Source organism: Mammaliicoccus sp. I-M35, from assembly GCF_022386455.1.
Lineage (GTDB): Bacteria > Bacillota > Bacilli > Staphylococcales > Staphylococcaceae > Mammaliicoccus > Mammaliicoccus sciuri_A.
Genome location: NZ_JAJNIL010000001.1, coordinates 439,419 through 453,171, shown reverse-complemented (window position 1 = coordinate 453,171; position 13,753 = coordinate 439,419). Strand labels below are relative to the sequence as shown.

The 13,753-nt window shown below is 32.1% G+C and carries 14 protein-coding genes; 8 read left to right on the top strand and 6 right to left on the bottom strand.

The window, feature by feature from the left end; genetic code table 11:
* Positions 1-8: 8 nt before the first annotated feature.
* Positions 9-542: a hypothetical protein gene (locus LQ679_RS02205; protein ID WP_239762024.1), complete on the top strand. Its 534-nt coding sequence runs from the start codon at positions 9-11 to the stop codon at positions 540-542.
* A 53-nt stretch (positions 543-595) separates the two neighbouring features.
* Here LQ679_RS02205 and serA read toward each other — a convergent pair whose 3' ends face one another.
* The 3 genes from serA to LQ679_RS02190 form a co-directional block, all read right to left on the bottom strand.
* On the bottom strand, positions 596-2,191 hold the full coding sequence (gene serA / locus LQ679_RS02200) for a phosphoglycerate dehydrogenase (RefSeq protein WP_025905517.1): 1,596 nt from the start codon (positions 2,189-2,191) through the stop codon (positions 596-598).
* Complete coding sequence (locus LQ679_RS02195; RefSeq protein ID WP_239762023.1) at positions 2,184-3,341, bottom strand: pyridoxal-phosphate-dependent aminotransferase family protein; 1,158 nt, start codon at positions 3,339-3,341, stop codon at positions 2,184-2,186. Before LQ679_RS02195 ends, serA begins: the two co-directional genes overlap by 8 nt.
* A gap of 101 nt (positions 3,342-3,442) precedes the next feature.
* Positions 3,443-3,886: an SACOL1771 family peroxiredoxin gene (locus LQ679_RS02190; protein ID WP_037588539.1), complete on the bottom strand. Its 444-nt coding sequence runs from the start codon at positions 3,884-3,886 to the stop codon at positions 3,443-3,445.
* A 73-nt stretch (positions 3,887-3,959) separates the two neighbouring features.
* On the opposite strand from LQ679_RS02190, the gene LQ679_RS02185 reads away from it, so the two are divergent.
* Positions 3,960-4,712, top strand: coding sequence for a glycerophosphodiester phosphodiesterase (locus LQ679_RS02185; RefSeq protein ID WP_037588537.1), 753 nt, complete (start codon positions 3,960-3,962; stop codon positions 4,710-4,712).
* Positions 4,713-4,766: 54 nt separating this feature from the next.
* Here LQ679_RS02185 and rpsD read toward each other — a convergent pair whose 3' ends face one another.
* Together rpsD and LQ679_RS02175 are read right to left on the bottom strand one after the other, a co-directional pair.
* Positions 4,767-5,369 (bottom strand): 30S ribosomal protein S4, encoded by a 603-nt coding sequence (rpsD, locus tag LQ679_RS02180; protein ID WP_037588534.1) that lies wholly within the window; start codon positions 5,367-5,369, stop codon positions 4,767-4,769.
* A 225-nt stretch (positions 5,370-5,594) separates the two neighbouring features.
* Positions 5,595-6,059 carry a GAF domain-containing protein gene (locus LQ679_RS02175; RefSeq protein ID WP_037588533.1) on the bottom strand — a complete coding sequence of 155 codons (465 nt, stop codon included), beginning with the start codon at positions 6,057-6,059 and terminating at the stop codon, positions 5,595-5,597.
* A 136-nt stretch (positions 6,060-6,195) separates the two neighbouring features.
* Between LQ679_RS02175 and ezrA the strand changes: the two genes are divergently transcribed.
* The 4 genes from ezrA (at position 6,196) to LQ679_RS02155 (ending at position 11,209) form a co-directional block, all read left to right on the top strand.
* Complete coding sequence (ezrA, locus tag LQ679_RS02170) at positions 6,196-7,890, top strand: septation ring formation regulator EzrA (protein WP_037588531.1); 1,695 nt, start codon at positions 6,196-6,198, stop codon at positions 7,888-7,890.
* A 145-nt stretch (positions 7,891-8,035) separates the two neighbouring features.
* Entirely contained in the window at positions 8,036-9,181 is a 1,146-nt protein-coding gene (locus LQ679_RS02165) for a cysteine desulfurase family protein (protein WP_204252559.1), read from the top strand.
* Positions 9,171-10,388: a tRNA uracil 4-sulfurtransferase ThiI gene (thiI, locus tag LQ679_RS02160; protein ID WP_037588526.1), complete on the top strand. Its 1,218-nt coding sequence runs from the start codon at positions 9,171-9,173 to the stop codon at positions 10,386-10,388. Before LQ679_RS02165 ends, thiI begins: the two co-directional genes overlap by 11 nt.
* 47 nt (positions 10,389-10,435) lie before the next feature.
* The gene (locus tag LQ679_RS02155; RefSeq protein ID WP_025905508.1) at positions 10,436-11,209 is read left to right on the top strand and encodes a sulfite exporter TauE/SafE family protein; all 774 of its coding nucleotides are present in this window, start codon (positions 10,436-10,438) and stop codon (positions 11,207-11,209) included.
* Positions 11,210-11,266: 57 nt separating this feature from the next.
* Here the strand turns inward: LQ679_RS02155 and LQ679_RS02150 are convergent, their stop codons facing one another.
* Positions 11,267-12,070, bottom strand: a complete 804-nt coding sequence (locus tag LQ679_RS02150) for an NAD kinase (RefSeq protein ID WP_025905507.1) — start codon at positions 12,068-12,070, stop codon at positions 11,267-11,269.
* Positions 12,071-12,155: 85 nt separating this feature from the next.
* On the opposite strand from LQ679_RS02150, the gene sppA reads away from it, so the two are divergent.
* Entirely contained in the window at positions 12,156-13,151 is a 996-nt protein-coding gene (gene sppA, locus LQ679_RS02145) for a signal peptide peptidase SppA (protein WP_204170162.1), read from the top strand.
* 12 nt (positions 13,152-13,163) lie between these two features.
* Positions 13,164-13,715: an RDD family protein gene (locus tag LQ679_RS02140; protein ID WP_204170161.1), complete on the top strand. Its 552-nt coding sequence runs from the start codon at positions 13,164-13,166 to the stop codon at positions 13,713-13,715.
* Positions 13,716-13,753: the final 38 nt, after the last annotated feature.

Sequence of the window (13,753 nt, the reverse complement as noted above, 5' to 3'; positions counted from 1 at the left end):
TTGGAATTATGTATATTGATATTTTACTTAAAAATCATGATGCTGATAGAAACCACTTTATAAGGCAAACTGGGTTCTCTCATAAGAAAATTTCTAAACTCAATAAGCAAGATCCTAATTCGTATAGTGATGATTTAATAAAAGAGATTGCTCAATTTCTTAATTTAAGCTATGACAGTACTAGAAATGAATTACGGCAAATTAAAGAAAAGGGGACACTTTATAAAGCGCAAACTGTCGAAGAACTAAAGATTGTGATTGATACGAGTCCTAAAGAATTTATAGTGAGTAAAGAGGTTTATAGTCTGATTAATGATATCAAGCAATCTGATATATCTCATGATCAACAATATATGAAAGACGTTTCTCAAACTGTTTTAACGTCATTTATTTTATGGATTGTTGGTAAAGTGAAAAGTATTGGTAAATCATCTGAAGAAAAATTGATCAATGATTTAAGGTTACATATCTTAACGTACTATGATATTCATGAAATGAACAACAATCGAGCAAGACTCGTACTGAAAGCATTTGTTAGTTAAATATGCATAATAAAAACCACGTGCTAGCTGAATGCTAAAACGTGGTTTATTGTTTATAGTTGTTTATTTAGTTCGACTTTTTTAATGCTTTGGAAGCCATCAATAGCAAATAAGTCATCTATTGTTTCATCTGAAGCTTCATCATCTATTGATAATATCATTAATGCTTCTCCACCGATAGAATGTCTACCTAAGTGCATTGAAGCAATATTAATGCCATGTTCTCCTAAGATTTGTCCCATTTTACCTACGATACCTGGTCTGTCATTATGATGGATAAGTAACATATGCTTTTCTGGTTTGAAATCTACTGGATAGTCATTGATTCTTACGATACGAGGTCCATAACCATTTAATACAGTTGAACCGATTTTAATAGAATGATCTTTGTTCACTAATTCCAATTCAATATAGTTGCTGAAACCATATTTTTTACTATTTTTTTCGATTTGATACGTTACACCTTGTTCATTTAACAATACGAGTGCATTGATTAAATTAACATGATCACCTAAGTCTTGTTGTAAGACACCCATAACAAGTTGTCTTGTAATTAAACTTGTATCATCTAATGCAATTTCACCATGATATTTAATTTTTAATTCTCTTGGACCTTTTTCAAATAGTTGGATACCAACTTCACCAGTTGTTCTACTTAATTCAACAAAAGGTCTAAGTTCTGCTTCAACTTCACCAGACATTTGTGGTGCGTTTACAGCATGTAAGACGTTATTATTTTCAAAGATATCAATGATTTCATTTGCAACAGATACTGCAACTTTTTCTTGAGCTTCAATAGTTGAAGCACCAAGATGTGGTGTTACGATGATTTTTTCATGTTGCGTAAGCGGTGTGTTATTTGCTGGTTCTTCAGTAAATACGTCTAGAGCGGCTTTTTCGATTTTACCTTCATCAAGTGCTTTAATTAAGGCATCTTCATCGATAATACCACCTCTAGCAACGTTGATGATTTGTAAGTTAGGTTTCGCCTTATTGAAGAAGTCTTCATTTACAAGTCCTTTAGTCTTTGGTGTAAGAGGGGTATGCACTGTAATGAAGTCTGCTTGTTCAGCAATTTCGTCTACAGTTGCTCTCGTAATTTCTAAACGTTTCGCATCATCGCTAGATAAATAAGGGTCAAATGCAAGAATGTTCATGCCGAAACTTTGAGCACGTTTGGCAACACCTAAACCGATTCTACCTGCACCAATTACGCCAAGTGTCTTCTTGTATAATTCAGTCCCACGATATTTTTTTCTATCCCAATTACCCTCTTGTAAAGAGCGATGTGCTTCTGGAATATTTCGAGCCATAGAAAGAATCATTGCCATAGAATGTTCAGTTGCAGAAATAGTGTTACCATCAGGCGCATTAATAACAAGAATACCTTGTTTAGTTGCGTGATCGATATCAATATTATCAACACCAACACCAGCTCTAGCTACAACGCGAAGATTTTTTGCTGCATCTAGAATAGGGGGTGTGATTTGAGTTTGGCTTCTTACGATTAAAGCATCATAGTCACCGATAATGTTAACGATTTCTGATTCACTCAAGCCAGTTTTGATGTCTATTTCGAATTTTTCATGATCTGTTAAACTTTTTAAACCTTCTTCTGATATTGGATCGACTACAATTACTTTAAACATATTGATTAACTACCTCCTGGAATTTTGAAACACCTTTACCAAGTACTGATTGTTCTCGTATTTCTGAAAGTATAATTTCTAATGCGCTAATAAATTGCAACATGTCATTTGGAGAGACTTTACCCATGTGACCAACTCTTAATATTGTTCCTTTAAGATGCTGTTGTCCACCTGCAATTGTAATGTTGAATCTATTAAGTAATTCATCTTTAATCGTCTTAACTTCATCTTTATTTGGCACGAAAGCTGTTACAGTAGGTGAAGCAAATTCATCTTCAACTAATAGTTCCATATCTAAAGCTTTTAAACTTTCTCGAACGGCTGTTTTACATACTTCGTGTCTTTTGATTGTATTTTCAAATTTTTCTTCTTGAATTAAATCACAATAAGTTTGTACACCTCTAATAAGTGATACAGCTGGTGTGAAAGGTGTTGAATCATCGTTTAAAGAAGTTATGTATTTATTTAAATCTAAATAAAATCTTGAAGTTGTCACTTCTTTAAACCTTTCGATAGCTCTATCATTATATGCTACAAAAGCTGCTCCAGGTGGTAACATGATTGCTTTTTGACTACCTGAAACGAGCACATCGATGTTGTCTTGTTCCATATCTACCTCAACAGCCCCAATAATACTAACGCCATCGACTACAAAATAGATGTCAGGATTAAATTGTTTAACTAACTTACCTAAAGCATTAATAGGGTGTTTAACAGAAGTAGATGTTTCACAAAATTGTGTGAATACGGCTTTAACATCAACATTAAGTGAGTTTAAATATGTTTCAAATTCTTTTAAATCGACACCTTTTCCCCATTCAACTTCAAAAATATGTGCCTTAAATGGATATGAGGATGCGATTTTTCTAAACCTATCCCCAAAAGCGCCTGAAACAATAATGACAATATCATCTTCAGGATTCGCTACATTAACCATAGCTGCTTCAAGAGCACTTGTTCCTGATGAAGTTAGAATAGCAACAGGGTGTTTAGACCCAAAAATTGTTTGTAAATCTCTCGATGCTTGATGGATAATTTGACTAAATTCCTTTGTTCTATGTCCTGTCATAGGTTGATTCATACTTTCTAAAATCTCCCTAGGAACAGTTGTAGGACCTGGTGCGAGTAATAAAGAATCATGCTGATACATATATATACACTCCTTACTGAATTTATGTTCTATATTGTAGCAAAGAAAATAGTAAAATAATAGTGAATTTATTGAAAATTCTGATTAAAACGCTTTCATTACTAAAATCTTATTTCACCTGTTGCTACAACTTGAACATTACCAGCTAAAGCACGTGTTATCATACAAGATTCTTCTGCTTTTTGAACAAGTCTGTTTAATCTTTTTTGTAAATTTTCATCTGGTTCTTCAGATAAATAAATAATAGGGAAATGTTCTATTTTTTTATAAGTGATCACGCCATCTTCGAAATCAACATGACCTTTAGAATCTACTTCGATTCTTTCAATATCAATTTCAGAGCGTTCAATCATTGCTGCCAATGTAATCATATAGCAAGTTGAAGCTGCACCTAGTAACATCTCGTCTGGATTTGTACCGATTTCTGGTCCGTCCATTACTTCAGGGATTGATACTCGAGTAGATAAATTATCAGTTGTAATATGGCCAGAAGCATTTCTGCCTTTAGTCCATGTTCCTTTTAAATTAAAAATATGTGTTGTCATATTCATGTTCCTTTCTATAATTAAAAATATTTGGGTATAATCTATAGTATGACTGATTTTAAAGGAGTAGACAATGAATGTGAATAATCAAAATTGCAAATTAAAAGTTGCACATAGAGGTGTTCCATCATTAGCACCAGAAAATACAATGATTTCTTTTAAACGTGCAATAGAATTCAATATAGATGTTCTTGAAATAGATATACATAGAACGATGGATGGTGAACTTGTTGTTATTCATGATCCAACAACGAACCGTACTTCACAAGAAAAAGGGGTAATCAATAAATTAACATATGAAACATTGAAAAAATATGATGTCGGTAAATGGAAAGGGCAAGCATATATTGGTGAACAAATTCCATTATTTCAAGATGTACTTAAATTAATAAAAGACACTCATATAAAGCTTCTAATAGAAATCAAGCAACCAGAAAACTATCCAAATATCGAATCAGATATTATTGCTATGATCAAACAACATGATATTTCGTACAATCAAATTATCATTCAGTCATTCAATAGAAATTCAATTCAACAAATAAACAGTTTATGGCCAGAAATAGAATTAGGTGTATTGATTAAGAAGAAAGACCGTTTTATAAGTAAAAGGGCAATTAAGAAAATAGGGGAGTATGCAAATTATATTAATCCGAATTATAAAATTGTAACGAGAAAATTTGTAGAGGCAGCACATGCATCGCAACTTAAGGTATTACCGTATACGATAAATGATAAATCTACGGCTCAAAAAATGTTAGATATAGGTGTTGATGGTTTAATATCGGATTATGCACATTTATTAGATGAATGGATGAAGTCATAAAATATAAAATAAAAAACCACTTTCGAAATGAAAGTGGTTTTGTTTGAACAAAGATTAACGAGAGTAGTACTCAACGATTAATTGTTCATTGATTTCAGCAGATAATTCGCTACGTTCTGGAACGCGTACGAAAGTACCTTCTAATTTGTCAGCATCGAATGATAAGTAATCAGGAACGTGATGACTTAATTCAACTGATTCTAATACGATGTTTAATTTTTGTGATTTTTCACGAACACCGATAGTTTGACCTGGTTTTAAAGTGTAAGATGGGATATCAACACGAGCGCCATCTACAGTAATGTGACCGTGGTTAACTAATTGACGTGCTTGACGACGCGTACGAGCTAAACCTAATTGGTAAACTACTGCGTCTAAACGTGAAGCTAATAGTGCCATGAAGTTATCACCGTGGATACCTTTCATGTTACCAGCTTTATCGAAAATAGTGCGGAATTGACGTTCGTTGATTCCGTACATGTAACGTAATTTTTGTTTCTCTTGTAATTGAAGACCATACTCAGATAATTTTTTACGTTGAGTTGGACCGTGTTGTCCTGGTACGTAAGGACGTTTTTCTAATTCTTTACCTGTGCCGCTTAATGAAATACCTAAACGACGTGATTTTTTCCAGTTTGAACCTCTAAATCTTGCCATTTTGAAGTTCCTCCTTTTTCTTGTTTGATTGTTATGAAGAAACAAGAAAGAATGTTAAATGCTCATAGGGATATGTTATATTTGTGTGCCTTCACCTTGCAGCCGCGGTTACACAACACGCCTTCTTTGGGAATAACATAGAGCCTTATAATATTTAACTGCTACTTTCGTTAATTCACACAAAAGCTATTATACATTTTTGTTTAGTTAATGTCAATTTATATTTTAAAGATGGATATGCTTTTCTAGTGTTTTGACAAGTAATTCTAAGCCTTCAAGATCAGTTTGATTAAATCTTGATTTAACAGGTGCATCTATATCTAACACACCGATGATTTCTTTGTTATAGTATATAGGTATAACGATTTCTGATTGGCTATTAGCATCACATGCTATATGCCCAGGGAATTGATTAACATCTTCAACAAGTTGTGATTGCTTTTCGGCAACAGCTGTTCCACAAACCCCTTTACCAATTTCAATGTCTACACAAGCTGGTAATCCTTGAAATGGACCAAGTTTTAAGGCATTATTTTTAATAAGATAAAATCCAACCCAATTAATGTTTGGTAAGAATTGGTTGATGAACGCAGATGCATTACTTAAATTAGCAATTAAATCTTGTTCTCCTGATAATAAACCATCTAATTGGCGGTTGAGTAATGAATAATCTAGTTGTTGTTCTGACATTTTTATTCCTCATTTCAATATTTATTTGAATTATATTACTATTTTATGATTTTGAATATGTTTTGCATAGAAAAAGGTTTGTTGGATATATATTTTACGTTATAATAAAGAGAACGATTTAGGAGGAGAATACATAATGGCAATTTATATAACACTTGCAGTTATAATCATTATATTAATTGGTATTGGTATAATGTTATGGTTGCGTACATCAAAGCGAAATTTGATTACTGAGACTGAGCAGCGTAAGCAAAAAATTAAGCAATTACCTTTTCAAGATGAATTAGCGAAGCTTAAAAAATTAAATATCCATGGTGAAGCTAAAGACAAGTATGACCAATTTAAGAGAGAATGGCAAACTGTTTTACAAGAAGATTTAAAAGTTGTAGATGCAAAAATTCATGATGCTGATGCAGAACTTGATAAATTTAAGTTCTCACAGTCAGAAGAAAGTATTGCTGATGCTAACAAAATAATGGATGGTATAGAAAAGAAATATACGCGCTTAACTCAGAGTGTTACAGAATTAATGACAACAGTGGAAACAAGCGACAAACTATACGATGAATCTAAACAGATTTATAGAGAAACGAAGAGAGAAGTATTAGCGAATAGACACCAGTTTGGGGATGCTGCTGAACTAATCGAAAAAAACATCGAAGCTTTTCTACCTAGAATTGAACAATATGAAGAACTTGTTGAAGATGGACACTACATTAAAGCAAGTGGTCATATCGATCAATTGAATACGGATATGAAACGTATGCAAGAAGATATGGAGGAAATTCCATTATTAATTAAAGATGTACAAAAAGAACTACCAGGTCAATTCCAAGACTTGAAATTTGGATGTAGAGATTTGAAAGTTGAAGGTTATAACCTTGAACACGTTAAAGTAGAAGGGACGCTTCAAACTTTACGTGGCAAATTAAATTTAGTTGAACCATTGATTGGGAGATTAGAATTAACGAAAGCAGAAAGCATTATTAATGAAATTAATGATTCTTTAGATGATATGTATGATTTAATCGAACATGAAGTGAAATCTAAAAATACTGTCGAACAATCTAAAGAAATTATTACAGATGAATTATTCCATGCTAAAGATATGAACTACACACTTCAAACTGAAATTGAATATGTTAAAGAGAACTATTATATTTCTGAAGAAGATGTACATAAAGTAAGACAGTATGAGAATGAAATTCAAAACTTAATCAGTGTATACGATGAAATTTTAGGTGAAATGGCTAAAACAAATGTACGCTATAGTGAAGTTGAAGATAATCTACTCTATATAGAAGAACATGTTAAAGTAATTAATGATAATCAACAAAAAATACAAAATCATTTAGTTTCTCTTAGAGAAGACGAAGCTACAGCTCAACAAAATACATTACGTGTTCAATCTAAGAAAGAAGAAATATATAGAAATTTATTAGCATCTAATTTACCAAGTGTACCTGAAAGATTTATCATTATGAAAAATGAAATTGATCACGAAATTCGTGAAGTAAATAAAATCTTTAGTCAAAGACCTATTAATGTACAATATGTGAAAGATAAAGTAAGTAACATTGTACTTCAAATGAATAAATTTGAAGATGAAACAACAGATGTACTTATCAATGCAGTTCATGCTGAAACATTAATTCAATATGGTAATAGATATAGAAAAGAAAATAATGAACTGAATAAGAGTCTTAATGAAGCAGAAAGACTGTTTGCTAACAATAGATATAAACGTGCTATTGAAATAGCTGAAGCGGCACTTGAAAAAGTAGAACCTGGTATCAGTGAAAAAATAGAAGAAGATGTAAATAAACGATAAGAACGTCATAAAGGCGAAGACATGGTAAATGTCTTTGCCTTTATTTTTTTTTTCTGAGTTAGTGGATGTTTTTTCTAAGTCAATTAGTATATCTATACGAAATGACTTGTGGTATCATTATATAATGAAAAAAAGAGGTGACAGTATGATATATCTTGATAATGCTGCAACGACAAAGCCTAATGAGGACGTTATCCAAACATATACACAAATGAATCAACAATACTTTTTCAATCCAAATAGTCCTCATTCTGCCGGCATAAAGATTGCTCATTTACTTGATAAAGCAAGAGAAAATATTAAACAATATTTAAATTTAAAAGATCCATTCAATATTATATTTACAAGTGGTGCTACTGAATCGAATAATATCGCACTTCAAGGGATGGCCAAAGCGAAAAAGAGATTTGGTAATACAATCCTTACAACAAAGATGGAACATCCGTCAGTTCTTGAAACGATGAGAGGATTAGAGGACGAAGGTTTTAATTTGAAATATATTAAAACGACGAATGATGGCAAATTAGATATATCATCTTTACAAGAATTATTAAACGATGATGTTGTACTTGTTACATGTATGCATGTTAATAATGTAATGGGACAAATTCAACCGATTGAAGAAATTAGTCGAATTTTAGAAGAATATCCTAAAGTGCATTTTCATGTAGATGGTGTACAAGGTTTTGGGAAAGTACCATTAGATATTAATTTAGCGGATAGTTATAGTTTAAGCGCACATAAATTTCACGGACTAAAAGGTTCAGGTATTTTGGCAATTAAACAAATTAAATCGATTAAACAAATTATATTTGGTGGCGGACAAGAGCAAGGCTTAAGAAGCGGTACAGTTAATGCACCTGTCAATATTGCATTAGCAAAAGCGATGAGAATAATGAACGATCATATGGAAGATAATGCTCAAGCATTAAGTCAAAGAGGTAAAGAAATTAGAGCGTTTGTCGAACAATATAAAGGTGTCTTGATTAATTCACCAATCGATGCAGCACCATATATCTTAAATATTTCTTTTCCAGGTGTTAAAGGTGAAGTATTAGTCAATGCATTTTCTAAATTTGAAATTTATTTGTCTACAACGAGTGCATGTTCTTCAAAGAAAAGTTCTCATAATGAAACGTTAAAAGCAATGGGATTAAGCAACCTTGTTATTGAAGGAAGTATAAGAATAAGTATTGCACCAGATTTAACGAATGAACAAATAGAACGTTTTAAAGATGCCTTTGATAAAGTATATAAAGAGGTAAAGGAGTTAATAAAATATGAATTATGATCACATATTAGTGAGATACGGAGAGCTGACTTTAAAAACAGGTAATAGAAATATGTTTGTGAATAAATTAAAAGCAAATATCAAAAGCCGATTAATGCCACTTCAAGGTTATAAAGTACGTGCAAATCGTGACCGTATGTATATCGATGTACACGAAGGTTCTGACATTGAAGAAATGATGAGCAGAATTCAAACTGTGTTTGGCGTACATTCTGTAAGTCCAGTAGTTCGAATTGAAAAAGATTTAGATTTAATGAAAGAAGTCGCTTTAAAGTTTGCGCATGATTTTAAAGATGGTGACACATTTAAAATTGACGTCAAGCGTGCAGATAAAACGTTTGAACTTGATACTTTTCAATTGCAACAAGAATTAGGCGGTCATGTACTTCAAAATACTGATCATATAACAGTAAATGTTAAACAACCAGATCATAAAATTAAAGTAGAAGTTCGTAAAGATGCTATTTATATGTACAACCGCGTACTTGAAGGCGCTGGTGGATTACCTGTAGGAACTGGTGGTAAAACATTACTTATGCTTTCAGGTGGAATCGATTCACCAGTAGCAGGTATGGAAGTAATGAAACGAGGCGTGACAATTGAAGCTATTCATTTTCATAGTCCACCGTATACAAGTGAACAAGCTAAACAAAAAGTAATCGATTTAACAAAACAACTTGCACATTTAACAGGCGATATCAAATTGCATATTGTACCTTTTACAGAACTTCAAAAGCAAATTCATAAAGTCGTTGAAGAAAGCTATACAATGACAAGTACAAGAAGAATGATGTTAAGAGTTACTGAAAAAGTGGCACATGAAATTGGTGCACATGCAATTGTAAATGGTGAGAACTTAGGACAAGTAGCAAGTCAAACTTTAGGTAGTATGTATGCCATTAACAGCGTAACATCAATGCCAATTTTGCGTCCGTTACTTACATTTGATAAAGAAGACATTGTTAAAAAAGCGAAAGCTATTAATACATTTGATTTATCAATTCAACCATTTGAGGATTGTTGTACGATATTTACACCAAAAAATCCAAAGACAAATCCTAAATTAGAAAAAGTGGAATATTTTGAATCTAAATTTGATTTTGGTCCACTAATTGATGAAGCGGTTAAAAATGTAGAAACACTTACAATTTCTAAGCACGATGATTTGAATCAACAAAAAGACGAATGGATGGATGAACTACTTTAATACGAACGTTGGGATGTCGTTATCATTAAAGTAGAGGAGATATCCATATGGAGTTTGATTTAAATATATTATTAATCATTATTTTGTTTGGTTTAATTGCATCGTTTATCGATTCAGTTGTAGGTGGAGGAGGATTAATTTCTTTACCTGCATTACTAGCAGTGGGAATGGATCCAGCTACAGCTCTAGGTACAAATAAATTAGCGAGTTCATTCGGTTCATTTACGAGTACGATGAAATTTATAAGAGCGAAGAAAGTAGATTTCGATATTGTAGGTAAATTATTTCCATTATCCTTTGTAGGTTCGATATTCGGTGCGATTACTGCTACATATTTACCACCAGAATATTTAAAGCCATTGGCAATCATTATATTGGCACTTGTAACCATATACTCAATAGTAAAGAAAGATTGGGGAGACATTAATCGATATAAGAAATTGTCACTTAAAAAAGCAATCTTGTTTATTATTGGTGTAACGGTAATTGGTTATTATGATGGATTTCTCGGAGGCGGAACAGGATCATTCTTCCTATTTGCTTTATTAATGATTGGTCTTGATTATTTACACGCAGCCGGAAATGCTAAATTTTTAAACTTTGCTTCTAACATAGGTGCATTACTGTTATTTATGGTTTTAGGACATGTCAATTATATCTATGGATTAAGTATGGCAGTATCTATGGTTATCGGTTCGTATTTAGGGGTTACATTTGCTATCAAAAAAGGCGTATCTTACGTTAAAGTATTATTTATTATTGTAACGATAACGTTAATTCTCAAAAATCTATATGACTATATTAGTAGTCACTTTATGTAAAAAACACCTTAGCGTCTATGCGCTAAGGTGTTTTAGTTTATGGGTTGTTGCTTATTGTTATAAGAATTTTCTTTGTACTTTACTCCAGAATGAATTCTGAGGTAATTTCAGTGTTCGAATATATTTATCTTGAATTCTAAGTGAAATAAAGTCTGTTTCTTGTATGCTTAATGCTTCGTTATCTAGTCCCATAATTGGATAATAGTTACCTTCTTTATCAAGAATGATTTTAAGGGTTCTTGTATCACCCAATACTACTGAACTACTCACTGTTCTAAAATTATTGTTATTCAGTGATGCGATTTCAGTTAGTTGCATGCTTCTAATTTTAGGGTCAATAATTGCGCCGTCTAATGATTTGTTATATCCAGTTGATCCTGTTGGTGTTGAAATTAATAAACCATCTCCGTTGAATGCTTCGAAGTATTCGTCGTCAATGTATATTTCCATCTTCATCGGCTTGATGACACTTGATTTAATGTAAAAATCATTTAAACACATATAAGACATTTGGTTATTCAAGTTTACTTCTAGGACGGGATATTTTCTCACACTTACTTCATGAGAATCAATAGATTCAATTAAATGTGGAATGTCATCTATACTAAAATCTACATATAAATAATTCTGATCTAGTCGTGTTTTAATACCAATATATACTTTGTCTTTATTAAAGTTTGTTTTTCTACAAGCTTGTAAGAAACTCCCATCTCCCCCGACTGAAGCAATAATATCTGCATCATCGTAATTTGAAACAAATTCAAATCCGTGTGGTTCCATTTCTTTCTGGATTTTTTCACGTGTTTCTAATACGTCACGGTCTTTTGAACTAAATAAATAAATACGTTTATACGAAGTCATAATTTGTTCCTCCCAAAAGTTACAGTTATTATTAAAGTCTGTTATTATTATAAATGTAAATATTTAAAATAGAAAGGATGATACTATGTCTAAACGAATTATTGCGATAATCATCGCAGCTGTTTTAGTTGTAGGTGGTATAGTTGTCAGCACAGTTGGCATATTTTTAGACGATTCGTGGAAAAAAACAGTAACAGATTCAGATGGCATAAGTGAGTCTGTCGTATCTGGTAGTGATAGTAGTAGCAAAATTGTTAAATTATCAGTAGATGGTACCATTCAAGATACAGGTGTCCAAGAGTCATTATTTAGTGGTGGAGGGTATAATCATCAATCCTTCTTAAAACAACTTGATAAAATTAAAAAAGACGATCAAGTTAAAGGTGTACTTCTAGTTGTCAATTCACCAGGTGGTGGAACATATGAAAGTGATGAAATACATAAAAAATTAGAAGAAATTAAAGCTAAAGATAAAAAAGTTTATGTTCAAATGAAAAATATGGCAGCATCAGGTGGCTATTATATCTCAACACCAGCAGACAAAATTTATGCAGGTTCACAAACATTAACAGGTTCACTTGGGGTTATTATCTCAAGCATTAATTATTCAGAACTTGCGAATGATTTAGGTGTGAAAGATGAATCTGTAACTTCTGGTAAACATAAACAAATCTTGAACCCTATGAAAGAAATGTCGAAAGAAGAACGCGACATCATGCAATCCATTATTGATGATAGTTATAAACAATTTGTAAATGTCATTAAAGATGGTAGACATATGTCAGAATCAGAAGTTAAGAAATTAGCTGACGGTAGAATTTATTCAGCACAACAAGCTAAATCAAACGGTTTAATTGATGAAATTGGTTATGAAGATGATGCTATTAAAGCATTAAGAAGTGACATTAAATCCAAACATGCACAAGTTGTAACATATGATACAACAGGCGGATTCTTAAACTTCCCAATGGCTGCTAAAAGTAAACTTTCTTCTATGATAGGTTTAGATGATATGACTAAATATGAAGCCTTAATTAAAGCGAATAAATCACCACAACCTATGTATTTATACGGTGAATAAGGAGGGATTGTAATGACAGAAACAAGTTATGAACAAGTCGCTACTACACGTGAACAAAGTGAAATTGAGCGTACTGTCAATAAATATATGTCTGATATTAAATCCATCGTATTTGCTGGATTCTGGGTCCGATTTTTAGCTTATATCATCGATATTTTAGCTTTAGCAGGATTTAAAGGTATTGTGTTAAGTCCGATATTTGCACTTACAGATATCAATGATTCTTATCTATGGGTGCCATACTTCAGTGTTGAAAATATGGCTAGTGCCTTAATATTTTATTTATATTTCGTGTTGATGACGTATTATTTTAAAGCAACACTAGGCAAGATGATTTTAGGTTTAAGTGTCTATCGAGAAGATGCTCAACCGCTCAAATTGAAGGATGTCCTATTTAGAGAATGGATCGGACGAATTATTTCTGGCGCATTGTTAGGCATTCCATATATTGTAGTAGCATTTACGAAAAAGCATAAAGGTATTCATGACTATTTTGGGGAAACAGTCGTTCTCAAAAACAAATATGTTCAAATGAGAAAAGACTTCCAAAATATGATTGGATAACTAAGTTATAATCAAAAGAATTTTAAAGTCTCTTTAAT

Coding starts and splice junctions, on each gene's coding strand:
- LQ679_RS02195 (WP_239762023.1), bottom strand. CDS start 3,341: ATGTATCAGCATGATTCTTTATTACTCGCACCAGGTCCTACAACTGTT.
- serA (WP_025905517.1), bottom strand. CDS start 2,191: ATGTTTAAAGTAATTGTAGTCGATCCAATATCAGAAGAAGGTTTAAAA.
- thiI (WP_037588526.1), top strand. CDS start 9,171: ATGAATTATGATCACATATTAGTGAGATACGGAGAGCTGACTTTAAAA.
- LQ679_RS02185 (WP_037588537.1), top strand. CDS start 3,960: ATGAATGTGAATAATCAAAATTGCAAATTAAAAGTTGCACATAGAGGT.
- ezrA (WP_037588531.1), top strand. CDS start 6,196: ATGGCAATTTATATAACACTTGCAGTTATAATCATTATATTAATTGGT.
- LQ679_RS02165 (WP_204252559.1), top strand. CDS start 8,036: ATGATATATCTTGATAATGCTGCAACGACAAAGCCTAATGAGGACGTT.
- LQ679_RS02175 (WP_037588533.1), bottom strand. CDS start 6,059: ATGTCAGAACAACAACTAGATTATTCATTACTCAACCGCCAATTAGAT.
- rpsD (WP_037588534.1), bottom strand. CDS start 5,369: ATGGCAAGATTTAGAGGTTCAAACTGGAAAAAATCACGTCGTTTAGGT.
- LQ679_RS02140 (WP_204170161.1), top strand. CDS start 13,164: ATGACAGAAACAAGTTATGAACAAGTCGCTACTACACGTGAACAAAGT.
- LQ679_RS02150 (WP_025905507.1), bottom strand. CDS start 12,070: ATGACTTCGTATAAACGTATTTATTTATTTAGTTCAAAAGACCGTGAC.
- sppA (WP_204170162.1), top strand. CDS start 12,156: ATGTCTAAACGAATTATTGCGATAATCATCGCAGCTGTTTTAGTTGTA.
- LQ679_RS02155 (WP_025905508.1), top strand. CDS start 10,436: ATGGAGTTTGATTTAAATATATTATTAATCATTATTTTGTTTGGTTTA.
- LQ679_RS02190 (WP_037588539.1), bottom strand. CDS start 3,886: ATGACAACACATATTTTTAATTTAAAAGGAACATGGACTAAAGGCAGA.
- LQ679_RS02205 (WP_239762024.1), top strand. CDS start 9: ATGTATATTGATATTTTACTTAAAAATCATGATGCTGATAGAAACCAC.